Source organism: Actinomyces gerencseriae DSM 6844, from assembly GCF_000429265.1.
GTDB lineage: Bacteria > Actinomycetota > Actinomycetes > Actinomycetales > Actinomycetaceae > Actinomyces > Actinomyces gerencseriae.
This window is the reverse complement of the sequence record NZ_AUBN01000003.1, coordinates 47138-72309: the sequence shown is the minus strand read 5'-3', so window position 1 is coordinate 72309 and position 25172 is coordinate 47138. Positions and strand designations below refer to the sequence as shown.

At 73.1% G+C, this 25172-nt stretch carries 22 protein-coding genes; 3 read left to right on the top strand and 19 right to left on the bottom strand.

The window, feature by feature from the left end:
• Positions 1–107: 107 nt before the first annotated feature.
• Positions 108–1790, bottom strand: coding sequence for an energy-dependent translational throttle protein EttA (gene ettA, locus G448_RS0100350; RefSeq protein ID WP_026406342.1), 1683 nt, complete (start codon positions 1788–1790; stop codon positions 108–110).
• 300 nt (positions 1791–2090) lie between these two features.
• On the opposite strand from ettA, the gene G448_RS17215 reads away from it, so the two are divergent.
• Complete coding sequence (locus tag G448_RS17215; RefSeq protein WP_084436212.1) at positions 2091–2297, top strand: type II toxin-antitoxin system Phd/YefM family antitoxin; 207 nt, start codon at positions 2091–2093, stop codon at positions 2295–2297.
• Positions 2298–2776: 479 nt separating this feature from the next.
• Here G448_RS17215 and rsgA read toward each other — a convergent pair whose 3' ends face one another.
• From rsgA to G448_RS18955, 5 genes are read right to left on the bottom strand one after another with little or no spacing between them, the layout of a single operon-like run.
• Complete coding sequence (gene rsgA / locus G448_RS14500; protein ID WP_051268459.1) at positions 2777–3694, bottom strand: ribosome small subunit-dependent GTPase A; 918 nt, start codon at positions 3692–3694, stop codon at positions 2777–2779.
• A gap of 31 nt (positions 3695–3725) precedes the next feature.
• Positions 3726–4493, bottom strand: coding sequence for a hypothetical protein (locus G448_RS0100335; RefSeq protein WP_026406341.1), 768 nt, complete (start codon positions 4491–4493; stop codon positions 3726–3728).
• Positions 4493–5233 (bottom strand): ABC transporter permease, encoded by a 741-nt coding sequence (locus tag G448_RS0100330; RefSeq protein WP_245572115.1) that lies wholly within the window; start codon positions 5231–5233, stop codon positions 4493–4495. The genes G448_RS0100335 and G448_RS0100330 overlap by 1 nt, the downstream gene beginning before the upstream one ends.
• 14 nt (positions 5234–5247) lie before the next feature.
• Positions 5248–6225, bottom strand: a complete 978-nt coding sequence (locus G448_RS0100325) for an ABC transporter ATP-binding protein (protein WP_026406339.1) — start codon at positions 6223–6225, stop codon at positions 5248–5250.
• Positions 6222–6347, bottom strand: a complete 126-nt coding sequence (locus tag G448_RS18955) for a hypothetical protein (RefSeq protein ID WP_281170914.1) — start codon at positions 6345–6347, stop codon at positions 6222–6224. The genes G448_RS0100325 and G448_RS18955 overlap by 4 nt, the downstream gene beginning before the upstream one ends.
• Positions 6348–6425: 78 nt before the next feature.
• Here G448_RS18955 and G448_RS17910 point away from each other — a divergent pair, with 78 nt between their 5' ends.
• Positions 6426–6836 carry a hypothetical protein gene (locus tag G448_RS17910; RefSeq protein WP_156910874.1) on the top strand — a complete coding sequence of 137 codons (411 nt, stop codon included), beginning with the start codon at positions 6426–6428 and terminating at the stop codon, positions 6834–6836.
• 155 nt (positions 6837–6991) lie between these two features.
• Here the strand turns inward: G448_RS17910 and G448_RS14495 are convergent, their stop codons facing one another.
• The 10 genes from G448_RS14495 to G448_RS0100265 all read right to left on the bottom strand — a co-directional run bounded on the left by G448_RS14495 (position 6992) and on the right by G448_RS0100265 (position 15052).
• Positions 6992–7771 (bottom strand): CPBP family intramembrane glutamic endopeptidase, encoded by a 780-nt coding sequence (locus G448_RS14495; protein ID WP_051268457.1) that lies wholly within the window; start codon positions 7769–7771, stop codon positions 6992–6994.
• A gap of 301 nt (positions 7772–8072) precedes the next feature.
• Positions 8073–9194 (bottom strand): peptide chain release factor 2, encoded by a 1122-nt coding sequence (prfB, locus tag G448_RS0100305; RefSeq protein ID WP_026406338.1) that lies wholly within the window; start codon positions 9192–9194, stop codon positions 8073–8075.
• A gap of 47 nt (positions 9195–9241) precedes the next feature.
• Entirely contained in the window at positions 9242–10153 is a 912-nt protein-coding gene (locus G448_RS0100300) for a LysR family transcriptional regulator (RefSeq protein WP_026406337.1), read from the bottom strand.
• Positions 10154–10256: 103 nt separating this feature from the next.
• Positions 10257–10751 (bottom strand): glycosyltransferase, encoded by a 495-nt coding sequence (locus G448_RS0100295; protein WP_245572114.1) that lies wholly within the window; start codon positions 10749–10751, stop codon positions 10257–10259.
• 101 nt (positions 10752–10852) lie between these two features.
• Positions 10853–11275: a peptidase T4 gene (locus G448_RS0100290; RefSeq protein WP_245572113.1), complete on the bottom strand. Its 423-nt coding sequence runs from the start codon at positions 11273–11275 to the stop codon at positions 10853–10855.
• Complete coding sequence (locus tag G448_RS14490; protein ID WP_245572112.1) at positions 11272–11721, bottom strand: TadE/TadG family type IV pilus assembly protein; 450 nt, start codon at positions 11719–11721, stop codon at positions 11272–11274. Before G448_RS14490 ends, G448_RS0100290 begins: the two co-directional genes overlap by 4 nt.
• Positions 11711–11893, bottom strand: coding sequence for a hypothetical protein (locus G448_RS0100280; RefSeq protein WP_026406334.1), 183 nt, complete (start codon positions 11891–11893; stop codon positions 11711–11713). The genes G448_RS14490 and G448_RS0100280 overlap by 11 nt, the downstream gene beginning before the upstream one ends.
• 125 nt (positions 11894–12018) lie before the next feature.
• Positions 12019–12948 (bottom strand): type II secretion system F family protein, encoded by a 930-nt coding sequence (locus G448_RS0100275; protein ID WP_026406333.1) that lies wholly within the window; start codon positions 12946–12948, stop codon positions 12019–12021.
• Complete coding sequence (locus tag G448_RS0100270; protein WP_026406332.1) at positions 12945–13796, bottom strand: type II secretion system F family protein; 852 nt, start codon at positions 13794–13796, stop codon at positions 12945–12947. The genes G448_RS0100275 and G448_RS0100270 overlap by 4 nt, the downstream gene beginning before the upstream one ends.
• Positions 13796–15052, bottom strand: a complete 1257-nt coding sequence (locus tag G448_RS0100265) for a TadA family conjugal transfer-associated ATPase (RefSeq protein ID WP_026406331.1) — start codon at positions 15050–15052, stop codon at positions 13796–13798. The genes G448_RS0100270 and G448_RS0100265 overlap by 1 nt, the downstream gene beginning before the upstream one ends.
• A gap of 256 nt (positions 15053–15308) precedes the next feature.
• Here G448_RS0100265 and G448_RS0100260 point away from each other — a divergent pair, with 256 nt between their 5' ends.
• A complete protein-coding gene (locus tag G448_RS0100260; protein WP_026406330.1) occupies positions 15309–16577 on the top strand; it encodes a phosphotransferase in 1269 nt (422 codons plus the stop codon).
• 168 nt (positions 16578–16745) lie between these two features.
• Here the strand turns inward: G448_RS0100260 and G448_RS0100255 are convergent, their stop codons facing one another.
• From G448_RS0100255 to G448_RS0100245, 3 genes are all read right to left on the bottom strand, one after another.
• The gene (locus tag G448_RS0100255) at positions 16746–17615 is read right to left on the bottom strand and encodes a MerR family transcriptional regulator (RefSeq protein WP_026406329.1); all 870 of its coding nucleotides are present in this window, start codon (positions 17613–17615) and stop codon (positions 16746–16748) included.
• 558 nt (positions 17616–18173) lie between these two features.
• The gene (locus G448_RS14485) at positions 18174–21530 is read right to left on the bottom strand and encodes an ATP-dependent helicase (RefSeq protein WP_034493909.1); all 3357 of its coding nucleotides are present in this window, start codon (positions 21528–21530) and stop codon (positions 18174–18176) included.
• A complete protein-coding gene (locus tag G448_RS0100245) occupies positions 21527–25036 on the bottom strand; it encodes a PD-(D/E)XK nuclease family protein (RefSeq protein WP_026406328.1) in 3510 nt (1169 codons plus the stop codon). Before G448_RS0100245 ends, G448_RS14485 begins: the two co-directional genes overlap by 4 nt.
• Between the last annotated feature and the right edge of the window lie 136 nt (positions 25037–25172).

Genomic DNA, 25172 nt, shown 5'->3' with positions numbered 1-25172 from the left:
TCGACCGACAACGCCGTCGTCGGGGCACAGCTCCGCCGGACCGATCTCGATGCGGAACCGAACCGATCTCGGCGCGGAACTGAACCGATCTCGAGATCAGTCGCGGGTCAATCGCGGGTCAGCTTGCGGTAGGTGACCCGGTGCGGGCGGGCCGCCTCGGCACCCAGGCGCTTGACCTTGTTCTCCTCGTAGGAGGCGAAGTTCCCCTCGAACCAGTACCAGCTGGCCGGATCGGCGTCAGTTCCCTCCCAGGCGAGGATGTGGGTGGCCACGCGGTCGAGGAACCAGCGGTCGTGGGTGATGACCACAGCGCAGCCGGGGAACTCCAGCAGGGCGTTCTCCAGCGACCCCAGAGTCTCGACGTCGAGGTCGTTGGTGGGCTCGTCCAGGAGGATGAGGTTGCCGCCCTGCTTGAGGGTCAGGGCCAGGTTGAGACGGTTGCGCTCACCGCCGGAGAGCACACCGGCTGGCTTCTGCTGGTCGGCGCCCTTGAACCCGAAGGAGGCGACGTAGGCGCGCGAGGGCATCTCCACGTTGCCGACCTGGATGTAGTCCAGTCCGTCGGAGACGACCTCCCACAGCGTCTTCTTGGGGTCTATGCCCGCGCGGGTCTGGTCGACGTAGGAGAGCTTGACGGTCTGGCCGATCGTGAGGTCCCCGCCGTCGAGCGGCTCCAGACCCACGATGGTCTTGAACAGGGTCGTCTTGCCGACGCCGTTGGGCCCGACGATGCCGACGATGCCGTTGCGCGGCAGGGTGAAGGACAGGTCGTCGATGAGGGTGCGCCCGTCGAAGCCCTTGTTGAGGTTGGTGGCCTCCAGGACCTGGTTGCCCAATCGGGGGCCCGGCGGGATCTGGATCTCCTCGAAGTCGAGCTTGCGCGTGCGCTCGGCCTCGGCGGCCATCTCCTCGTAGCGGGCCAGACGCGCCTTGGACTTGGCCTGGCGGCCCTTGGCCGACGAGCGCACCCACTCCAGCTCGTCCTTGAGGCGCTTGGCGAGCTTGGCGTCCTTCTTGCCCTGGACCTCCAGGCGCTTCTCCTTGGTCTCCAGGTAGGTGGAGTAGTTGCCCTCGTAGGGGTAGAGGTGACCGCGGTCGACCTCGGCGATCCACTGGGCGACGTGGTCGAGGAAGTAGCGGTCGTGAGTGACGGCGATGACGGCGCCCGCGTAGGTGGACAGGTGCTGCTCCAGCCACAGCACGGACTCGGCGTCGAGGTGGTTGGTGGGCTCGTCCAGGAGCAGCAGGTCGGGGGCCTCGAGGAGCAGCTTGCACAGGGCCACGCGGCGGCGCTCGCCACCGGACAGGTGCCCCACCTCGGCGTCCGGCGGGGGGCAGCGCAGGGCGTCCATGGCCTGCTCGAGCTGGGAGTCGAGGTCCCAGGCGTTCGCGGCGTCGATCTCGGTCTGGAGCGCGCCCATCTCCTCCATGAGGGCGTCGAAGTCGGCGTCCGGGTCGGCCATGGCGGCGGAGATCTCGTTGTAGCGGTCGAGTTTGGACTTGATCTCGGCAACGCCCTCCTCGACGTTGCCGAGCACCGTCTTGTCCTCGTTGAGCGGGGGCTCCTGGAGGAGGATGCCGACGCTGTAGCCGGGGCTCAGGCGGGCCTCGCCGTTGGAGGGCTGGTCGATGCCGGCCATGATCTTGAGGATGGAGGACTTGCCGGCGCCGTTGGGGCCGACCATGCCGATCTTGGCTCCGGGGAGGAAGGCCATGGTGACGTCGTCGAGGATGACCTTGTCGCCGTGCGCCTTGCGCGCCTTGATCATCTGGTAGATGTACTCAGCCACTGCTTCGCCGCGCCTTTCGTCGGTGTGTGAGCGGAGGTTCTGCGCGACGACGGACCCCGCGGCCCCGGCCGTGCGCACCGGGGCCAAGCCTAAGGGAGCGGACGGACGATGGCGACGGGCGATGGCGTGAGGCGGTGCACGCCGACGGCACGCCGGCAGTACGCCGGCTCCACCCGCTCATTCCGCCCGGAGCCCCGGGAGCTCTCCCTCGGGGAGGCGGACGCGTCCCTCGGGGAGGCGGACGCGTCGATGATCGACGGCGTCATGCCCGTATCGCACGGCGAAACGTACAGTTGCCCCATGTCCACGACGGTCTCGATGTCAAAAGCCCGTTCCACTCTTCCTCATCTCGTTGATCAGGCGCGGCATGACACTGTCTTCCTGACCAAGCGGGGACACACCGTCGGGGTTCTCCTCAGCCCCGACGCCTACGAGCGCATGTTGAAGGCCCTCGACGACGCCGATGATGTCGCGGTCCACGTCGATCCCGGCACCCGCTCGCGGTGAGCTCCCGACTCCTCGGCGATCCGCCGGATCGCATCCATTGCGGGCATGCCTGATGAGTCTCGTCGATCTCTTGCCCGGATGCGCATGTCGATCATACGCTTGGAGGGCCGCCACTGAGGTGGAGTGGGAGTAGACGCCGGAGTACCTGTCGTGGATGGGGCCCGGCGTTCGCGTTGTCCCGGCTTGGAGAACCGCTGGATCGAGCCTGATGTTCTCGATGAGGACGGGGCCCGATCCGGTGAGCGCCTCCCAGTACTCGGGGCGCCCCAGATGCCGGGCGCCGAACGCTCCGAGGACCTGATCCGGGACCCGCAGTCCGGGAACCCCGCTCCCGCGCGCGTGCTCCGATGAGAACTCGAGGCCGGCCCGTCAGGAGTCGGGTCGGACTGCCGAGGCGATGGAGTCGCGCCCTCCCCCGGAACCGACGACGGCACCCGCGGCCCCGCAGCCCCGTGCGGCACCGGGTCGGCGGTGGGCGATCAGCGTCCCTTGAGGCGCATGACGCCCCGCCTGCCCCGACTGTCATTCCGAAACGCTCGGCGTTCCTGTTCACGGGCGTGCCGAGCATCCGAGCGAGCGGCCAGCCGAGCGGACTCCCGCAGCATTCGCTGGTAGCGACCGAGCCGTTCGGGATCCAGGCGCCCCTCGGTGATCGCCTCTCGCACGGCGCAGCCCGGTTCGCTCCCGTGCTGGCAGTTCGCGTACCGGCATGCGGCCGCCGCGTCAATGATGTCGCTGAACACGTCGTCGATCGCCTCCCCGTCAACAGTGGCGGCCAGAGCCCGCACTCCCGGGGTGTCGATGAGGGAGATTCCCCGTCGGGCGAGAAGCTCGCGGCGCGTCGTCGTGTGACGCCCCTTGGAGTCGGAGGAGCGGACCTCCCCCGTCGCGTGGTCCACGCCGAGGATCGTGTTGAGCAGGGTCGACTTCCCGGCCCCCGACCGTCCGACGAGGACGGCGGTCGCCCCCTTCGGGAGCAGGGTCCGCAGGCGCTCGGTGGACGCCGGGTCCGCCGAGGTGACACCGACGGCGGCGTCGACCCAGGGCGCCATGCCCGTCAGGGCCTCCTCGACAACCTCGGGAGCGACCAGATCGGTCTTCGTGAGGACGAGCCACGCCTCGGCCCCGGCGGATCTCGACATCGCGGCGAACCTCTCCACACGCCCGACGGAGGGAGTCGGGTCCATGGGCTCGACGATGAGGACGACATCGATGTTCGCAGCGATGGGCTGCCCGACCGACCGCCCCGACGGCGACGGGCGCTCAAGATACGTTCGACGGGGGAGGACTGCCGCGATGACGCGTCCGGCGGCGAGGTCCTCGCCGGCCCCCATCGCCGCGACCTCGAGGTGGGCGCGCCAACGATCGCCCCAGCCGAACGTCTCCGCGTCACTCATCCTCATCCTCCTCCGTGGTACCGACTCGCCCTCAGATGACGTCGCGACGCAGTCCGGCCCGCACGCGCACGACGGCGTGGCGAGTGGCGAGCAGCCCTGCGAGGGCCCAGGCGAGGGCGACCCCGAGGTCGTGGCCGATCGCCGGCCGGATACCGCCCGTCGTGTCGATGACGCCGACGACGCCGCTCAGCGGCATGAGACTCGCCGCCGCCCTCAACCACTGCGGGCAATCGCTCAGCGGCACGATCACTCCTGCGAGGAGCGGGAGGACGGATGCGATCACCGTCGCCCCCAGATAGGGGTCGGGAAGATCCACCCCGACCCCGGCTCCGCCCACTCCCATGAGCAGCCCGCACACGACGACCACGGGAACGAGCGCAACCACCCGCCCCAGCATGGCGATGTCGTGGGCCGACGACAGGACGAAGACGGAACCGATCGCGGCGGCCCCGGTCGGAATCGCCAGGATCAGCGGCATGACGCCTGCGGACAGCCAGTACGCCGCGTCGACCCGCCTGCGGGTGTGGACCTCGTGAAAGACCCCGAGGTTCCGGTCCGCCGCCACGCTGGAGACGACTCCGCCGGAGACGGAGACGGCAACGGCCACGAGCGCCGCCGCGTACCCGGTGCGCACGAGGTTCGGAGAGGACAGGTCGTGCCCCATGAGGACGTCGAAGAGAACATCGAGCAGCGGAATGAGCAGGAGCGTCGTCAGCGTCGTGCCGAGGGAGGCGAAAGCGGTGGAGGACGCCCAGCCCACGCGCACGCCGGATGCCAACCGGTGAACGAACGAGACCATCAGATCACCTCGAGCGTCCCCGCTCGGGTCGCGCCCCTGAGTGCGCGAACCGCCAGGAACCCGGACAGGACGAGCCAGGCCAGAACGACGGAGCACCAGACCAGCGCGTCGACCGCACCGATCGGCTCGCCCAGGAGGAGATCAACGGGCAACCGCAGCGGGATCAGCCTGCTCACCAGTGCGAGCCAGGCCGGGGGGTCCACCGACGTGAACACGATGCCGGAGAGGATGAAGACCGGGACGAGGAGGAGACCCTCGTAGGAGATGGCGTTCGGGGTCAGGACGAACACCGCGGCGACGACGAAGCTGAGGACCACGCACCCGACGAGCAGCATGACCGCGCCGCCGAGCAGCCGGGGCACGAGTGACGCGCTTATCGGTGTGAAGTCCACTGACCAGGACAGCACCGCCCACGTCACCCAGGACAACGGCAACGCCGCCACCCCGAAAGAGGCCGCCGAGGCGACGAGCGCGGTGAGAGCCCGCAGGGCGCCGATGGGCGCGAGGATCAGGTGCACCAGCGTGCCCTTGTACCGTTCGAAGCCGACGATGCCGGCGGCGCAGGTCGCAGTCGTCCACATGCCGATGACCCCACCACGCACCCACCCCTCGGTCGGCGTGATCCCTCCCCACGCGCGCTGCGCGAGGAACTGGATCAGGGTCGTCGTCACCGTCGTCAGTATCATGAGCTGGATGAAGTAGGGCACGGAGACGAACTGACGGACATGGAACCAGCTCATCCGCAAGTGGCGCCTCATGCCCCGAGCCCGTCCACGAGCGCCAGATACGCCTCCTCGAGCGACGCCGGACGCGTCACCATGTCAACAGGCTCCGCCGCGCCCTCCTTCTCGAGCAGTTCCCCGAGAACCGCAAGACCTGCCGACGGGGCGGCCGCCGTCGTCCAGAGGACGGTCATCGCCCACTGCCCCGACAGCGGGCGCTGCACCACGACGCCGTCGTCGCCGATGCGATCCTGAAGGCGCTCCGAGAGCCCGGACAGTCGCGCGGGAAGGGTGAGGGTCGTCGTCATCTCGACGCCCGCGAACGCGGCGACGTCGCGCACGGACCCCCTGGTGACGATCCTCCCCGCGCCAATGACCGAGATGACGTCGGCGAGCTCCTCCACCTCCGGCATCGAGTGCGACGTCATGAGCACGCCGACGCCCTGCGACGCCATGTCCCTGACGAGGTCACGGACCTGCAGGGCGACGTCGGGGTCGAGTCCGGTCGTCGGCTCATCGAGGAGCAGAAGGCGCGGACGCCCCAGGAGCGCACGAGCGAGGTGGAGGCGCTGGAGCATCCCCCGGGAAAGAGCCCCCGCCTTGCGGTCTCCGACGTCGGTCAGGGTCACGCGCTCGAGCGCGTCCTCAACCGCCGCCCGGCGCCGCGATGCGTCGAGTCCCTGGAGGTCGGCGAAGAACAAGAGGTTCTCCCTCGCGGTCGCCCGGGGGTAGAAGCCGAGTTCGCCTCCGAGGACCAGCCCCAGACGGGCGCGTGCGCGCCGGGGCCGCCTCACCGCGTCCACGCCGTCGACGGCGATGTCCCCACTCGTGGGTGCGAGGAGAGTGGAGCACATGCGCACCGTCGTCGTCTTGCCCGCGCCGTTGGGACCCAGAAGTGCGTGAACCTGCCCAGGTTCGACGTCGAGGTTGACGCCGTCGACGGCGACGACCTTGTTCCTCCTCCCGAAGACCCGGCGCAGACCCGTGGCCGTAAGAACCACATTGCTCATCCGCACGGCACCACCAGTCCCCTGGTGGCGCCCAGGACGTCCGCTGCGATATCGTCAGCGATTCGCTCCGCCTCGGCCTTCATGATTTCGACGTTCTCCTGAAAGCCTTCAATCTGCGACACGCAATCTATCCGCATCCTCGAGGAGACTCCTCATCTCACAAGTCCTTCCGCCACACAGCAAGGAGCGGAGGCAGTCCAATGCTCTTCAAAACTCATCGCATCGCACCACAGTTCTCACCGGACAGTGGGCCTCGTGCGATTCCAGGCCATCATCATGACCCCGGACGTCGCCGTTTTATTGGACTCAACAATCTCAACGATCTTGATCGTCCTATTCATCACAAGCACTCCCCCTCAACCACTGGATCAACATCCTTCACTCAAAATACAGCAACCCCGATGCAGCACAACAGTAGTCGCCTGGAATATGAGACGAACACCGTTACAGTTGCAACCAATCAATCGATGCACGAACACCTATCGAGGACCGGTTCTCGTCATCACGCGAGAGCACCCCGGATATTCAGCCCGGGCATGGCCACGTCGATCTCGATCTTTTACGCCGTTTCCGGCTTCGGACCCGCCCTCAACGAGCGGCGGCGGCGATGAGGGAGTCCACGACCGGGAGATGCCCCTCCGCTCTCGCCCCGCCGACCATCGTCGTCCAGGCCGTCGCCGCAGAGGCTCGGAGATGACATTGAGCCCGCGAATCACCGCACTGGCCATAACTCCTCCTCACCCCTTCCCCGCGTGATACCACATCATCAAACCGATATCGCGCGCTCCGTGGAGCAGGGCAGTATGCGGCGTCGGGCCAGGAGGCGGACCACGCCGGCCACCGCCAGCCACAGGGCGCCCCCAAGCACCCAGGCCACGGGATGCCCCTCATCGGTTCGCATGGCGAGCAGGACCAGGGAGCCCATGTGGAAGCCCCCGTGCACGCCCACGGCCGCCCATGTCGAGCCCGACACCCGCGCCACCACCACCGCCGCGACGGCGAAGCCGAAGGGCATCGCCAGGTACAGGATGCGCTCCATCCAGTTCTCCTGCCCGCCGTTGGAGATGATGTGCAGCAGCGTGAAGGCGATGACCGAGATGGCACCGGCCCGGCGAGTGCCGCCCAGCGATCCGAAGAGCCAACCGCGCCACACGAGCTCCTCCGGGAACCCCTGGACCAGGAACGCCGAATTCACTCGAGCGAGGAGCAGGATCCCAATGACGGGCGGGGAGAGATCCGTGAGCCCGCTGGCGGCCGGCTCGATCCCGAGCATGTCCATGACCACCCCGATGACCGCCGCGATGGCCACGGCCACCACGACCATGGCCAGCATCCAGGCCAGGGCCCGCCGATCGACTCGCAGCCGCAGGTCGCTTAGGCTCCCCCCGTCCAGACGAGTCACCAGCAACCAGGTCAGGAACAGGACGAGCAGGGACGACGCGAGCGTCGCCGCGGTTCCCATCACAGCCCCCGCCGCGTCTTCCGGGCGGTTCTTGAGCAAACCGAGAAGCAGCAGGGGAACGAGCAGGAGGTCGCCCGCAGACATGACAAGCACTGCGAGCGCGACGCGCAGGGCCGTTCCCCCGCGGCCGGGCAGCCGGCGCCGGGGCGAGGAAGGATCTGTTGCGGTGTCAGGGGAAGGTGCTTCAGCCGGTGAGGTGCTCATGACTCCCGACGTTAGGAAGCGGTGCCCCGCGCCACAACACTCTCATCCACTGTTCAGGGATGAATACGGGCACCCCCTGACACATACCAGGGTCCCCCCTCATGGGCGAGGCGCGCAGGACCGACCGCCCGGATGAGGCGGCCGTCAGGCCCGCAACCGCCGGAGCCTCGACGTCGGCCGATCAGTCCCCGGCGCCCTCCTGCTGCCTGCGCCAGCGGATGCCGGCGTCGATGAAGCCGTCGATGTCGCCGTCGAAGACCGAGTCGGGGTTGCCGACCTCGAAGCTGGTCCGCAGGTCCTTGACCATCTGGTAGGGGTTGAGGACGTAGGAGCGCATCTGGTCGCCCCAGGACGCCTTGACGTCCCCGGCGAGCTCCTTCTTCCTGGCGTCCTCCTCCTGCTGCTTGAGCAGCAGCAGGCGCGACTGGAGGACGCGCATGGCGGCGGCGCGGTTCTGGATCTGGGACTTCTCGTCCTGCATGGAGACCACCAGGCCGGTGGGGATGTGGGTGATGCGCACGGCCGAGTCGGTCGTGTTGACGCTCTGCCCGCCGGGCCCCGAGGATCGGAAGACGTCGACGCGGATGTCCGTCTCCGGGACGTCGATGTGGTCGGTGGACTCGATGAGCGGGATGACCTCGACGGCCGCGAAGGAGGTCTGCCGGCGCCCCTGATTGTCGAAGGGGCTGATGCGCACCAGCCGGTGCGTGCCGCCCTCCACCGAGAGCGTCCCGTAGGCGTAGGGGGCGTGGACCTCGAAGGTGACGGACTTCAGGCCCGCCTCCTCGGCGTAGGAGGTGTTGAGGACCTTGACGGGGTAGTCATGGCGCTCGGCCCAGCGGGTGTACATGCGCAGGAGCATCTCGGCGAAGTCGGCCGCGTCCACCCCGCCGGCCCCGGACCGGATGGTGACGACGGCGTCGCGCTGGTCGTACTCGCCGCTCAGCAGCGTGCGAATCTCCAGGTCGGACAGGTCCTTGTCGATGGCGGCCAGGTCCGACTCGGCCTCGGCGAGCAGCTCATCGGCGTCCTCACCGCTCTCCTCCCCCGCCATCTCGACCATGGCCTCGAGGTCGTCGAGACGCCCCCCGAGCTCCTCGACGCGCCCCAGGTCGGCCTGGGCGTGCGACAGCGCCGAGGTGACCGCCTGGGCGGCGTCCGGATCGTCCCACAGGTCCGGGGCGGCGGCCCTCTCGGACAGGGAGGCGATGCGCGCCCGCAGCGCCTCGGGATCCGTCACCGCCGCGATGGAGGCGTAGGTGTGTCGGAGTCGTTCGATCTCGGCGGGGAAGTCGGTGGCCACGCCGCGAGTCTACGGCAGAGTCCCCGCGGCGGCCGGACCCCCGCGGCTCAGCCCAGCTCGAGGGCCTGGGCGCGCGCCAGCAGCGCCTCCAGGACCGCGCGCACCGCGCTGGTCGGCTCGGTGCGGGTGACGCGGTGGCGCACGACGAGCTGCCGGGTGCCCAGGCCGGGCGGGCTGGAGACGACGACGCCGTCGGGGACCGCGCCGGAGTGCACCGCCAGCTCGGGCAGGAGCGCGTAGCCCAGGCCCTGGCCCACCATCGCCAGGACGACGTCGTCGTCGTGGACCACGTGGCGGACGGTCAGGGGCGCGCCCAGCCGGCGCGAGAGACGGGCCAGCGCGAACGCGCCGGCGGACGAGGGATCCTGATCGATCCAGGTGGCGCTCGCCAGGTCGGCCAGCGTGCTCGGGACGGCCCGCCCGGGCGGGACGACCACCAGCCATGACTCGTCCAGCAGGGGGACGTCGTTCATGGCGCGCGGAGGCGCCGGCAGGGTGTGGGAATCGCGCTCGAGCAGGGCCAGGTCGAGCGCCCCCTGCCGCAGCCGCGCCAGGGCCGCGCGCTCCTCGACCTCCTCGATGATCACCTCGATGCCGGGCATCGACTCCTCCAGTGCGAGCAGCAGCGGCAAAAGGAGCGCCCGGATCGCCGTGGCGAAGGAGCCGATGCGGACGATGCCGGCGGGGACGTCGCCATCGACGAGCGCGAGCTCCCGCCGGGCCGTGGCCAGCTCGGACTCGATGCGCTCGGCGGTTTCGGCCAGGACCCGGCCGGACTCGGTCAGGACGGCGCCCGTGGGCGTGCGGTCGAGCACGCGCACGCCCGCCTCCTTCTCCAGCAGACGGACCTGCTGGCTGACCGCCGACGGGCTGAGGCGGAGCAGATCCGCGGCCGCCACAACGCCTCCGGCGCGATGCACGGCGAGGAGGACGGCGATGCGATGAGCGGAGATGTCCATGGGATCGACAGTACCGACCTCGGTTCAGATCATCTATATGGTCCATATGGAGATATGCGGCCGCTCTTCAACGGCCCGGTCGGATCGTGCTCTCGCCGCCGCCTCACGGCGCCGTCGAGACCCGCGCCGAGCCGGTGGCGGTGATGGTGAACCCCTGGGCCGGGATCACGCCCCACGGCAGGAAGGGCGGACGAGACCGGGCGGTGAGCGTGACGACGGCGGTGACGCCGTCGGGGCTGACCGCCTGACGCAGCTGCAGCGACTCCGGGCGCTCGGGCTGGGTCCCGAGATCGTCGAGCGCCGCCGCGCGCACGCCCGCGTCCGTGAGGCGCCCGGGCGCGCCGCCGGCCTCGACTCCCCCGAAGTAGCCGTCCTCGTCCATGCCGTCGACGGCGGCCGCGGCCGCCGAGTCGGCCAGCGAGGTCAGGGTCTTCAGGTCCAGGTGGACGGCGGTGGCGCTGGCCACCACCAGGACGAGCGCGGCCACCACCGCGATCGCCCCGACGCCCAGCAGCAGGACCTGCCCCTCCTCGTGCGCATCGCCGCGGCCCTCGTCACCGCGGCCCTCACGCGCCCCGCCGCGTCTCACCGACTGCATCCGTCGCCTTCCCCGCTCGTCGACTCGCCCATCGCACTGCTTGCCCACCGCACCGCCCTCGTGGGGCGCCGGCCCTCCCGCTGGAGGCCGCGGCCCGCGCCTCACCCGGGTCTCCCGGACTTCTCGGACCCGGCCCGGGTCACGGCGCGCTCGGCGTCGAGCACGACGACGCCGCGGCCCACGCCGGCCGCCCCCAGGACCGGCAGATCGACCCCGGCCTCGACGCGCACGACGCCCGCGGCGCACGCGTCGTCCGAGCACGTCAGGCTCAGGGCGCTCGCGGGATCGGCGTCGATGCGCTGGTCGGACAGGGCCAGGCCGACCGCGACGCGGGCATGCGTCAGGGCGCCGTCGCCCTCCTCCACCTCCAGGACGCGGCCGGCGGCGTCGGCGGCGGAGGCGACGGCGAAGGACGCCGCCTGGATCCTCGCGAGGGCCACGAGCAGGTAGAGGAGCGGAACGACCATCAGCAGCGTCCAGCCGACGAACTCCACGGGCGCGTTGCCGTCCTCGCCGCCGCTCATGGCTCCTCCCGGGCGCCGCTCGCCCGACGCACGAGCGCGGCCTCGTCGACGGCGTGGCCGGTCACCCGCAGCGCGCCCGAGGGTCCGAGCAGCCCCAGCACCGGCAGGGGCGCCGTCACCTCGGCCCGCACCACCGGGACGCCGTCGATCGCGGTCCGGGACACGACCACGTCCTCGACGTAGCCGTCCGCCAGCGCGGCATCGGCCAGCATGGACACGCGCGCCGCGGCCTCGGCCTCGCTGCCGCCGACAAGAGCGGCCCTGCGGGCGCCCTCACCGGCGGCGTCGGTCAGGATGTTGCGCACGTGCAGGCCCAGGGCGAGCTGGAGGAGCGCGACGGACACGGCGATCACGAGCACGCCCACCAGCGCGAAGTCCACGACGGCGGAGCCGGCCTCGGCGGCCCGCGGGTCGGGACGTCCGCGGGCCCCGCCGTCAGATGGCACCGGTGACCTTGGCGATCGCATCGTTGAACACCTGGGTCAGTGCCGGCCCGGCCACCGCCCACAGGGTGACGACCAGACCCGCGGTCATGAGGGTGACCAGCACCCAGCCGGGGACGTCCCCGCGCTCGTCGCGCAGGCGGGCGGCGGGGGCGGAGGAGGTGGGATGAATCATCTGACTGTCCTTTCAAGTTTCAAGGGCGGATCTGGTCGAAGGCGGATCTGGACGGGACGAGGACGACGGGTCGGGGCGGGCGGAGGGCGGGGAGGTCGGTCGGTGAGGGCGGGGCGTCGGCGGTCTCAGATCCCCAGGCGCAGGACGAACAGGCCGGGGAACAGGGCGAAGACGACGGTGATCGGCAGAACGAGGAAGACCACCGGCACCATCTGCGCGATCTCGCGCTTGCCGCCCTCCTCCATGAGGGCGCGTCGGGAGGCCTCCCGCACGTCGGCGGCCTGGGCGCGCATGACGTCGGTCAGCGGCGTGCCCCGTTCGAGGGCGACGGCGATGGCCTCCGACAGGCGCGTCACGTGCAGGGAGTCGACGCGGCTCTCCAGGCGGAGCAGGGCGGTGGTCAGGACCGCGCCGCTGCGCACGTCCGCCAGGGTCAGGGAGAGCTCGTCGACCAGGTCGCCGGTTCCGAGCCCGACGACGCGCTCGATGGCGGCGACGGGGCCCTGCCCGGCGCCGACGACGAGGGCGAGCAGCTCCACGACGTCGGGCAGCTGGGCCTCGATGCGCCTCCGACGTCGCTCGACCTCCTGGCTGAGCCGCCAGTCGCGGCAGGCCGCGCCGCCGACCAGGGCGACGAGAGCCGCGACGCCGAGCAGCGGCACGCTCACGTGACGCACCATCGAGACGAGCAGACCGGCCCCGATCGTGACGGCGAAGGCCGAGGCGGCCCACAGGAGCTGCTGGAGCCGGAACCCCTCGTAGCTCAGGGCGCTGCCCGCTCGCGGCAGCCGGCGCCGCACCGACTCCGCCGATGACCCCAGGCCCTCGAGCACACGGCCCGCCGAGCCGATCGCCGCCAGCAGCACGAGCGAGATCGTGCGCCCGTCGGCGTCCGGCGCGGTGGCGCTCAGCAGGCCCGAGGTCGCGGGCTGCTCGTGGGTGTAGGGGGCGAGCCGGTCGTCCAGGGTGAGGTGGCGGCGTCGTGACGCCGAGACGATGAGAAGCAGGCCGCACGCCGCCATGAGACCGGCGAGGGCGCCCAGGGAGACGTTCATCGCAGCACCCGCTCCTCCTCGGGCAGGCGCCCGAGCCGCAGCATGAGGCGGTAGGCCAGAACGCTGGCCACGGCCCCCACGGCCAGGATCAGCGCGCCCGTCGATGTCGCATAGGCCGCGGCCGCCTGGGGGCGGGTCGACAGGAGCGCCAGGACGAGCCAGGGCGCAGCCACGGCGACCCTGGCCCCGTTGACGGTCCAGGACTGACGGGCCTCGAGCTCGCCGCGAGTGCGCAGGTCCTCGCGCAGCATGTGCGACAGGGAGCGCAGCAGAACTCCCAGCTCGCTGCCGCCGACCTCGTGGGCCAGACGGAGAGCCTCCACGATCCGGTCGGCGACCGGATCGGCGAAGCGCGCCTTGAGCCGGTCCAGGCACACGGCGAAGCGCGCCGTGGCCGCGTAATCGACCGCGAAGGCGCGGAACTGCTCGCGCACCGCATCCGGACCGCGCTCGCCGAGGTTGCCCAGGGCCTCGGGCAGACTCATGCCGGCGCGCACCCCGGACACCAGGGTGTCGACGGCCTCGGGCCACACCTCCCGCAGACGGGTGCGCCGTGAGCGGGCCCGGCTGGAGACCGCGACGTAGGGCGCGACGGCGGCGATGGCCCCGAAGACGATGGCGATGGACCAGGCGCGGGAGACGCCGAGGAAGCCCAGAGCGGCCACGACCCCCAGGGCCGCGCTGCCCGCGACGAACACCGCCGGGCTGGTGCGCCCGACCCCGGCCTGGACCAGGAGGTCCGCGAGGCGGCGCTGCCGCTCGGAGCGCCACTGGGGAGGCTCGGTGGTCAGGGCGAGCCAGACGAGCACCATGCCGATCCCGCCCGCGAGTCCCGCGATCGCGCCCATCAGACCCGCTCCCCCGTGCGACGACCGCTGCCCTCGGGGGCGAGGAGCTCCGCCAGGCTGTGGCCGGCGCGGGCGTAGCGATCGGGCGACGGCGGAGCGCCGGGGCCGCGCACGAGCCCGCCCCCGGGTTCGCGATGGAAGACGTCGGCCAGCTCGACGACGCCGTTCTCGACCCGTCCGGACAGGGCGGCGACCTCGCGCACGCGCCGACGGCCCTTGGAGTCGAGGTCGAGATGGACGACGAGGTCCACGGCGCCGGCGACCGTGGGCACCACGAAGGCCGCCGACACGTTCTCCCCCGCCAGCAGCGGGAGCGTGCAGATCTTGACGACGGCCTCGCGCGCGGAGTTCGCGTGCAGGGTGCTCATGGCGGGCAGCCCGGAGTTCATGGCGATGAGAAGATCGAGCGCCTCGGCCTCGCGGACCTCGCCGATCAGGAGGCGGTCGGGACGCATGCGCAGAGCCTCCTTGACCAGACGGCGCAGACTGATCTCGCCGACCCCCTCGAGGTTGGCGGCCCGGGTCTGCATGGCGACGCAGTCGCGGTTGCGCAGGGAGAGCTCGAAGACCTCCTCGCAGGTGATCACGCGCTGACCCGCGGGGATGGCCCCGGCCAGCGCGCGGACCATGGTGGTCTTGCCGGCCTGGGTGGCGCCCGAGACGAGGATGTTGAGGCCCGCCTGGACGGAGGCGTCCAGGAAGGCGGCGACCCGCGGCGTCAGGGAGCCCAGGCGCACGAGGTCGGCCGTGCGCCAGGCCCGCGAGGAGTGCTTGCGGATGTTGACGGCCCAGTGCCGGGCGGTGATGGGCGGGATGACGACGTGGAGGCGCTCGCCGTCGGGCATCTGGGCGTCCACGAAGGGACTGGACAGGTCGAGGCGGCGCCCCGAGACCCGCAGCATGCGCTCGACGAGCACGCGCAGGTCCTCGTCCTCCAGAATCGTCGTCGTCAGCTCCGGCCTGCCGGAGCGCGCCACGAAGACCCGCCCGGGCGCATTGCACCAGACCTCCTCGATCGAGTCGTCGTCGAGGTAGCGCTGCAGGGGGCCGAGCCCCGCCAGGGCATCGACCGCCCGCGCCCGGGCGTCGTCGGGATCGCGCAGGGGCGGGACGAGCCCGGCGTCGGCGCGGGTCACGTAGTCGGCGGAGGCCTCGGCGACGAGGGCCTCCAGCGCCGCGGTCTCGGTGAGCGGGTCCACGCCCCGCAGGCGGACGAGCTCGCGGATCTCGTCGTGCAGCAGCGCCGCTGCATCCATGGTCGGGCCTCGCTGTGGGTCAGGGGTGGGCAGGGATGGTCGGCCCAGGCGACCGCTGCGCGATCAGATGCGATCAGGGTCGACCGGGGCGGCGGTACCGCGGACGGGCGGGCGGCTCCGCGATTCGGAGCCTAGAGCACGTTCTCCCCTCCGCGCCAGCCCCCGGCGGCGCCCTGTGGATAACACGGGGACCTCGACCCGTCGCAATAGGGCGCGGCAGTACCCCGATAACCCGCTACTCGCCTACGGTTGAGCCATGTCGCAGCCGCCCACCGGACCGTCCGACCCCGCCGCACCGCCGAGCGCGGAGGACGCGCCTACCGCCGCGCCCGCCGCTGCGCCGTCCTCAGCGCCCGCCCCGGCCTCCTCCGCGGCGCCCCGCCGCAAGCGCTCCCCGCTGGCGCTGGCCGCCCTGGCCGGCGTCGCCGTGCCCGGACTCGACCCGGCGCGCCTGGCCCTGCCCCAGGAGGAGTCCGCCTCCCTCCATGTCGTCGGCGTGATCGACACCAGGGGCCGTCACTGGGAGGTCCTCGAGGCCCACGACGACACCACCGGCGCGGGCCTCGACGCCGAGGCCGAGGTGCTGCGGCGCATCGGGCGGATCGTCGACGACGGCCGTCTGAGCTTCAACGTGCCGCGCGTGGCCGGGACGGTGCGCAGCGAGGAGGCCCACATCCAGGTCCGCACCCATCTGGAGGGTCGGCCGGTGGACGTCTCCGCCCTGCACCCGGGCCCCGGTCTGTCCGCCGGCGTGGGCAGGGCCCTGGGCGAGCTCCACGAGCTGCCGACCTCCGTCATCTCCGAGGCGGGCATGCCGGTCTACGACTCCCAGGAGGTCCGCGACCGCTGGCTGAGCCTCATGGACGACGCCGCCGGGACCGGGAGGGTGCCCCCGGCGCTGCTGTCCCGGTGGGAGTCCGCACTGGAGGATCCCACGCTGTGGAGGTTCCGACCGGTGGTTGTGCACGGGGACCTCGATGCGGAGAACGTCCTGACGGCGGGCGGCGCGGTCGTCGCCATGCGCGGGCTCGGCCAGGCCCACGTCGGGGACCCCGCGGAGGACATGGCCTGGATCTACGCCTCCGTCCCGGTCGACTGCCTGGACTCCATCGAGGGCGCCTACGACCTGGCGCGCACCGAGGGCGTCGACAAGCACCTGCGGGATCGCGCCGAGCTGGTCAGCGAACTGAGCCTGGCGCGGTGGCTCCTGCACGGGGTGCGCGCCGGCCGGGACGGGATCGTCGAGGACGCCGTGACCATGCTCGCCGACCTGGCCGACCAGGTCGGCGACGAGCCGCTCGTCGAGCCGCGCGAGCCCCGCCTGGCCCCGGTGCCGGGCGAGCGGGTGCCCGCCGGGCCGGAGGCGATCACCCACGAGGTCGCCATGGTCGCGCTCGACGACGACATCGACGCCGCCGACTCCGACGACGAGGAGGCCGACGACGCCCGCGCCGAGCGGGGCACGGCGCGGGTCACGCCGCTGCGCCCGGTTCACGGCCCGGCGCCCTCGCCCGACGGGGCATGAGGACAGAACGGCGAAGAGGTTGCTGCCGTCGGCCCCGGCGCCCTCGCCCGACGGGGCAGGGCGGGCCGGGCCGGGCGAGCAGATCGACGGAGCCCGAGCGGGCCGACCCGGCCGATCGACACGGCCCGGCGACCTCACCCGGCCGGCCCCGCCGACCCGCGAGGGACGTCAGCCGACGACGATCGGGCAGCACACCTGCGTGCGCCACGTGGTGGCATCGGGGTTGTGGATCGGACCCACGAGGTAGCGCTCGAACATCTGACCGCAGGGCGTGAGCCCGCGCTCGCCGACCTCCCGCAGGAGCGCCGTGTAGGTCTCCGAGAGACTCTCGTACGAGCCCGCGTGCTCGGCCATGGCGACCGTGCGCTCCTCCACGGCGCGGCAGGTCAGCGGAGGGACGACCTCGACCGGGGAGGCGACGACCTCCCAGACCTCGATATCGACGTCGCGCTCGACGTACCCGTCCTCGTAGAAGGTGGCGCCGCACGGCTCTCCGCTCAGGGCCGTACCGGTGGAGGCCAGGACCTCGTGGAGCTGGGCCTCGAACTCCTCGAACAGGGCGGCCTCGTCGGCGTAGGTGGGAATGGTCTCGCGCCGGGCGACGATCGTGTGCGCCGGGATCGTGAGGATCGTGGCGGATGCGGTTGACGCTGTCATGACTGGTTCCTCTTCTTCCTCTCGGTGACGGAGCAGGGCGAGCGTCAGCTCGCGCCGCTGCCCGAGCGCCTCGGCCTCGGCCTCAAGGCGGTCGAGATGCCGTTCCAGCGCGGGCCTCCAGAGGCTCTCGTCGTCGGCGAGAAGGGCGGGCAGGACCCGGGCTATGTCGTCCAGGCCCAGGCCCGCGTCCCGCAGACGACGCAGCATCATGGCGGGACCGAGCTCGACGTCCGAGTAGTACCGGTAGCCGCTCCACGGATCGACCTCGCCGGGGCGCAGGAGGCCCAGGCTGTCGTAGTGCCGCAGCATCCTGGCGCTCAGGCGCGTCATACGGGAGAACTGGCCGATGGTCCAGCACGGTCGGACGGGTGTCTCGGGCATGCATTCACCTTCCGGGTTGTCACAGTGGCAAGGTCAACCGGCTCGTCGTGTCCGGGGACGACGGGGGCGGCGCCCGAGTGCCCCTGGCATCCATTGTCGGCCTCCGCGGGACCGTGCGGGGTCTCCCCGGAGCGATCGAGCCCGGTCCGTCCCCGCGCGATCGGTGTCGGGCCGGGCCGTCCAGTGCCGCGACGCTGCGAGAGCCCCGCGCGCGGTCGTACTCATCGCCACGCGGTCGTATCCAGATCCACGCGGTCGTACCCGAGCGCGCACGGTCGTGCCTTAAAGCCTCCCCAAGGTACGACCCGGCGCAGGAGGGTACGACTGCGCGAGCCCACGTACGACCGCGCGAGCTCCGGATGACGGCGAGCCCGACTCCGACGAGAAACCAGGAGAACGCCCGGCGTACGACCGAGCCGCGCCCGGGAGCACCGGGCCAAGCGAGCGCGATGCATCACCTGGCCTTCCAGGACCGCGCCGCGCCCGGGAGTACCGGGCCACCGCCCGCCGATGCGCCCCCGGCCTCGCCCGGGAGCGCGGAGAGCCGTCACCTCTCGCTCACGTCTCCGTCCGCAGGGCGGCCTCGATCTCGGCCAGGGGCAGCAGGTCCTCGGCGGTGAGCTCGTCGACCCGCCCGCCGGGGCTGTTCACGTAGACGTAGGCTGCGCGCACGGCGCCGGTCGCCACGCCCCGGGAGGCGGCCAGGGCGTGGACGTAGGTGCTGAGCTGGTCGACGGGCACCCGTCGACCTCCCGTCTTCCAGTCGATGATGAGCCAGGTGCCGTCGCGCCCCCGGAAGACGGCGTCGAGGCGGCAGCGCAGGGCGACGGGCTCCAGCGCCAGTTCGAGCTCGACCTCGGTGCCGTCGAGCGCATAGCCGTCCAACAGGGGCAGGTTCTCGGCGACCTGGAGCCACCGGTCGAGTTGCTCGCGATCTCCGGGCGTCAGCGAGGTGGGCACGCCCGCCTGCTCCAGGGTCAGCAGCTGACCCTGCCCGCTCAGACGCAGGGCCACGGCCTCGTGGAAGACGGTGCCCAGCCGCCCCGCCGGGCGCGGTTCCGGGGGCAGGGGGCGACGCAGGTCCAGGGCGAAGCGGTCCCCGTCCGCGCGCAGGTCGTCGAGCCTGGTGGCGGGCAGGTGCGGGGGCATCCGGACGGCCGGGGACTCCCCGCGACTGCGGGTCCGCTCCGCCAGGAGCAGGGCCGCCTCCTCGCGCCAACGACGCACGACGGGATCCCCCCGAGGTTCGGACGCCGCGTCGCCGCCCTCCGCCGAGGAGACATCGAGGGGCGTGACCGGGACCGTGGCGGAGGGCGCGAGGAACGCGGTGACGGCGTCCGCCGCCCGCCTACGGGCCAGGGCGACGTCGTCGTCCGCGGCCGGCTCGGGCCACTGGGCCGTCATCGAGCGGTCCGCCAGCCGGTTGACGGCGTCGGGGGCCGGCTCGGTGAAGCCCTCCCCCCGGGGCTCGACCAGCTCGCGGCGCCGCAGCTCGGCCAGGAAGCGCGACATGGGACGGCTCCTGCCGGCCCCGCCGGCGAAGTGGCTGGAGGCGAGGAGGACGTCGTGGCGGGCCCGCGTGATCGCCACGTAGGCGAGACGGCGCTCCTCGGCCAGGCCGTGCCGCCCCAGGGCGAGCCGGTAGGAGTCGAGCAGGTCCTTCACCTCGTCCTTGTCGACGTCCGGCGGCTCCAGCGCGCCGAGCTCGAAGGGCGGGAGCGTGCCGGCATCGGCGCGCAGGGGGTGGGGGAACTCGTCGAGCCTCGTCATCCACGCCCAGTCCCTGACGCTGAGGTCGTCCGCCGGAGACGTCGAGTAGCTCGGGAGGACGCCCTCGACCATGCCGATGACGGCGACGTGGTCCCACTCCAGGCCCTTGGCGGCGTGGACGGTGAGGATCTGGACGGCACCGGGCTCCGGCTCGACCTCGGGCGCCTCAAGACCGCGCTCGTGCTCGGCGGCGTCGTCGAGCCAGGCGAGGAAGTCGGCGACGTCCGGGGCCTCCGTGTCCGCGGCGTAGCGCTCGGCGGTGGCCCGGAGGGCGTCGAGGGCGCGGCGCCCCATGCGGTCGCCGACCCGTGCCGTCAGCTCGACATCGAGTCCGAGGGCCTGCTCGGCGGCCATGACGACCTCCGCCGGCGGCAGCGCCAGGACGGCGCGGACCCGGCGCACGGCCCGGGCGACGCGGTCGGCGGCGCGCGCGCCCGCCGCGGTCAGGCCCGGGACGCCGACGTCATCGACGCCGACTCCGCTCCCGGTAGCGGCGTCGGCGCGCCGTGCGATCGCCTCGATCGCCTCGGCGAGCAGCGGCGCGCCCCTCTCCCCGTCCGGCGCGTCGGCGGTGCGCGCACCGTCCGGGCCACCGACGGGGGACGGCCCCCGCGCGATCGCCCCGGCGTAGTCGCTCAGCGCCCGCAGGTCGGTGGCGCCGATGCGGGCGGCGGTGAGCAGCCTCATGAGCCGGTCCCCGCGCTCCGGATCGGCGGCCACGGTGATGAGGGCGCGCACGTCGGCGACCTCGGGCACCGAGAGCATTCCGCCCAGCCCGACGACCTCGTAGGGGATGCCGCGCGCCTCCAGCGCCTCGGCGACGACCGGGAAGGCCGAGCGGACGCGACCGAGCACCGCGAGCTCGGCCGTGGCGCTCCAGCGCTCCGCCATGAAGTCGGCGACGGCCTCGGCCTCCGCGAGCGGGTCGCCGACGCGCAGTCCCAGGACGTGCCCGTCGGCGAGTCCGGCCGACGCGGGTCGGGCGCGCAGCTCCTCCACGGGAACGTGCTCGACCTCGGCGTCCCCCGCCCGCGGAACGTGGCGGCGCAGCGGCTCCGAGACGGCGTTGGCGGCCGCGAGGACGGCCCGGTCGCTGCGCCAGGCGGTCGACAGGGGCAGGACGGGCGCGCCCGCGGGGTCGTCCGCCGCGACCGCCCCCGAGCGCACGGCGGCCGCGCCGTCGGGGTTGAAGCGGCGGTGGAAGTCGTCGAGGGCGTCGGCGCTGGCGCCGCGCCACCCGTAGATCGCCTGGTTCGGGTCGCCGACGGCCGTGACCCCGCTGTCCGCGAAGAGGGCGGACAGGAGGCGCGCCTGGGCGACTGAGGTGTCCTGGAACTCATCGAGGAGAACGGCCGGGTACCGGGCGCGCACCTGTTCGACGACCTCGGGGACGCGCTCGGCGATGCGGCAGGCGAGCGCGATCTGGTCCCCGAAGGACAGCAGGCCGCGGCGGTGCCTGTGCTCGCGGTAGTCGGCGACGACCTGGAGCATGCCCAGCCGCTGACGAGAGGCGGTCGACGCCCTGCCGACGAGGCTCTTGAGCCCGCGCACCGAGGAGAGTCCCTCGAACAGGTCCGAGAGGTCCTCAAGGCCGGAGGCGGCCTCCTCGACGTCGAGGAGGTTCTCGGACAGCGCGGAGTCGAGAGCGAGGACGGCCCTGACCGCGGTGGAGAGCCTGTCGACCGGCAGGGGCTCGGTTCGGGCCTCGAGCAGGTCGGCGACGATCCGCCACGCCCTGGCCTCGGTGATGAGGGCGGAGTCGGGGTCGACGCCCACGCGCAGGCCATGGTCACGCACGAGGGAGCCCGCGAAGGCGTTGTAGGTGGCGACGGTGGGCTCGGGGGCCTCCTGCGGGTCGGGGACGAGGCCGGAGGCCGCGAGTCGGCCGAGCCGGGCGGAGACGCGCTGCGCCAGCTCGGCGGTGGCCCTGCGGGTGAAGGTCAGGCCGAGGACCTGGTCGGCGGCGACCTCGCCCCGGGCGACGAGGTGGACGACGCGCTGGCTCATGGTGGCGGTCTTGCCGCTGCCGGCGCCCGCGACGACGAGGAGGGGGCGGAGCGGGTGCGCGATGACGCGGGCCTGCTCGGGCGTCGGCGGAGGCAGGCCGAGGGCCTCGGCGAGCCCGTCGGGCGTCGGCGCGCTCATGATGCGGTCCTCCTCCCCTCGGGGACGGCCGGGCAGGAGTCCCTGACGATGCAGCGGGCGCAGTGCGCCCCGGTCCGGGCGGTCAGCCGGGCGCCGCGGGCGTCGGCCGCCGCGGAGGCGACGAGCTCCCGCGCCCAGTCCCGACCGGTCCGCGGGTCGGGGCTGTCGGCGAGCGCGGCGCCCTTGGGGGCCAGGATGGTCAGTCCGTCCCTGAGCGGCGGTGCTCCGAGGAGGACGAGCGCCCCACCGGCGACGACGTACCCCTTGGTCTCCAGGGCGAGACGGTAGGCGGCCAGCTGCGGGTTGCGGGCGGCGTCCTCGTCCTTCGGCCTCCTCGCACCGGTCTTGAGGTCGATGAGGCGAACGCGCTCGCCGCGCCCGTCGGGCAGGGGGTCGTCGGGCCGATCCTGCTCGCCGGTGGACGACGGCGCGCCGTCGACGTACTCGATGCGGTCGATCCGACCGCGCAGCCGCACCGCGACGCTCCCGCGAGCGCCGGCGGTATCACCGGCGCCAGCGGCATCACCGGCGCCGGCTGGGACGGGCAGATCGAGCCGGACATCGACGCGCCTCTCGACGTCGACGCGCCCGGACACGCCCGACAGATAGGAGTCGAGCCGGTCGATGAGCTGCCTCGCGTGGTCGGCGGCGAGATCGCCGAGCCAGGTGTCGGGGTAGGCGAGGTCGGGCAGACGCTCCTCGAAGCGGGCCCTGAGCGCCTCGCCGCGCAGTCCCTCGCGCTGGGCCTGCTCGGCGACGTCGTGGACGAGCAGGCCCAGGGTCTGCGGGGTCGACGGGCCGGTGCCCCCGCCCTGGCGGAGCAGGAACCAGCGCAGCGGGCAGGCGGCGATGGCCTCGACGTCGGAGGGGCTGATGCGCACGGCGTCGTCCCGCCCGACGAGCGGGGCCGTCGAGGTCGGTGCGGCGATGCCGGCCCAGTCCTCCGGCAGCGCGCCGGCCACGCCGGGGCCGGGACCGTCGCGGCCCAGCTCGGCCAGGAGCGCCGCCGCGGAGCGCGCGCGCTCCCGCTCAGCGGGCGAGGCACCGGGGAGCAGGCCGGAGACGGCGGCGCGCCGCAGCTCTCCGACCAGCCCCCGCAGGGTGAGGTCGCCGGTGTCCGGGGCGATGACCGGGTCGCCGTCCGCGTCCTGAACGGGCACGCGGGCGGCGCGGGCCACCTCGACGAGGAACGCGGAGGGCGCGTTGTCGGCGTCGGCGACGGCGGTGACCAGGAGACGCCGTCTCGCACGGGTCAGCGCCGCCAGGAGCATGCGGCGCTCGTCGGCGCGCACCTGGGAGCGGGCGGCGGCGGTGTCGACGGCGGCCCCGCCGCGACCGGACGGGGGCGCGGGCAGGCGACCGGTGACGGCATCGACGAGGAGGCCCGAGCGCGTGATCGTGTCCCGCAGGCGCAGGTCCGGCCAGGCGTCCCGGCCCACGCCCATGACGGCGACGACGTCCCACTCGTCGCCCGCCGCGGAGGCGGGCGTGAGGATCGCGACGCCGGCGGGGCGCACCCCCTGCGGGGCGACCGAGTCGGAGGGGAGGACCTCGTCGAGGAGCTCGGCCAGGAAGGAGGACGCGTCCTCGCCCGGGTGCCGTTCGGCCCACACCTCGGCGCGCTTGAACAGGGCGGTGACCGTGTCGAGGTCCCGTTCGGCGGCCTCGGCCAGGAGCGGATCCGAGTCCGCCCCGAGGGCCGTGGAGCGCCACCGCTCGGCGCACCCCGAGGCGTCCCAGATCGCCCACAGGAGCGCCTCCGCGTCGATGCGCTCGGGCCGTCCCCCGTCGCCGGTCCCGCTGCCGCCGGTCTCATCCTCGTCGCCGGTCCCGCAGGCCGCGCGCGCCGCGGACACGATGCGCGCCGCGGCCGCCAGGCGCGCGGCCTGCTCCGCCAGGGGCTCCCGGGCGAGCCCCTCCGCCAGAGCCGAGGCGGCTCCGGGCGAGTCCAGCGCGGCGAGCAGATTCTCATCGGGGAGGGCCTCGGCGGGGCGATCCAGGCGCAGACGACGGCGCAGGCGTCGCAGATCCAGCGAGCTCAGGCCGACCAGGGGGCTGGTGAGCAGGTCGAGGGCGCTGGGCCGCTCGGGCGGCGCGTCCGCACCGCCGAGGCGCCCGGCGAGCGCGGCCCGGGCGGTCGCCAGAATCGCCCCGGTGGCCGGTTCGGCGCGCAGCAGCACCGCCGGTGCGGTGGTCGCCAGGGGCACGCCGCGGCGGCGCAGCTCGCGGGCCACGACCTGGGCACGCCCCGCCGAGCGCACGATGACGGCCATGGAGTCCCAGGGCGTGGAGCGGTGGATGCGCTCGCCGCGCAGCATGCGGGCGACGTGCGCGGCCTCCTGGGCGGGCGAGGAGGCGACGACGACCTCGGCTCCTCCCGGGCCCCCGGAGTCCGCCTCATCCGCCCCGGCGACCGGCGCCTCCGGCTCGCCCGGCGCCGCGGCCATCAGCGCCCCGCGGTGGGAGGCGGTGCCGGTCACCGGGACCCTTCCGGCCTGATCCCTCCACACGGCGTGCAGCGCGGGATTGCCCCGGTGGACGGCGTCCAGGGTCAGGCGCTCGGCGGCCAGGCCCGAGTCGTCCTCGGCCTCCACGAGCAGGCTCGGGGTCCCGCCGCGGAAGGTCTCGACGGCGACGTCGGGGTCCCCCAGCACGACGACCCGGGCGCGGCGCCCGGCGGCGTCGGGACGGGCCAGGGCGGACAGGAGTCGCGCCGTGGCGGCGGTGCAGTCCTGGTAGTCGTCGACCACGACCAGATCGGGCACGGGGGGCCGGTCGAGGACGCCCGGGGCGTCCCAGTCCTCCAGGGCCTCGACGGCGCGGTCCTGGATGCGAGCGGTGTCCAGCCCGCGCGTCTCCGAGCGCCGCCGGGCGGTGGGCCTGCCCTGCGCGTCCCACGTGCGCAGGAGGGCCGAGGCCGGGCCCCAGACCGGGATCCCGAGCTCGCGTCCCAGGGCGGCGAGGCGATCGGCGTCCACCTTCAGCTCCCCGGCGCGCGCCAGGAGGTTGCGCACCTCGGTGCGGAAGGCCCGGGAGGCGACGGCCTCGGGCGGCAGGCCCGGCCACTGCCGGGGATCGATGAGATCGGCGAGCGCCGCGTCCTCCTCGGCCCCGGCGAGCAGGACCGGGGCGGGCAGCGGATCACGGCGGCGCGTGAGGAAGGTGGTGAGCACCATGAAGGCGTATCCGGCGGGCGTGCGCACCCTCACCGCGCCGTCCCCGACGCCGCGCTCGCGCATCAGGTGGGCGGAGCGCTGCCGCAGGGCATCGGCGCGGGCCCGGGTGGGGGCGAGCAGGAGGGCGTCGCGGCCGGCGGCGACGGCGTCTGAGAGCAGGCGCAGCGCCAGGGAGGTCTTGCCCGTGCCGGCCGCGCCGAGGACCACGAGGTCGGCGCCCGCCGCGGCGCGCTCCAGGACCGCGCGCCCGGAGGCGTCCGGGGCGGGCAGGGGCGGCGCCTCCCGGGCGGGGAGGAGCCGGACCCGAGTCGGGGCGCCGTCGTCGTGCATGGTCCCATGACACCACGGGGGTGCGACACGTACGGCCACGTCCCGGCCCCGGCGACCGATCAGCGACCGGATCGCGCGGTCGCCTTCCTCACCGTCCGCGCGACGCGAAACACCGCGCCGAACCCGCACCGACCGC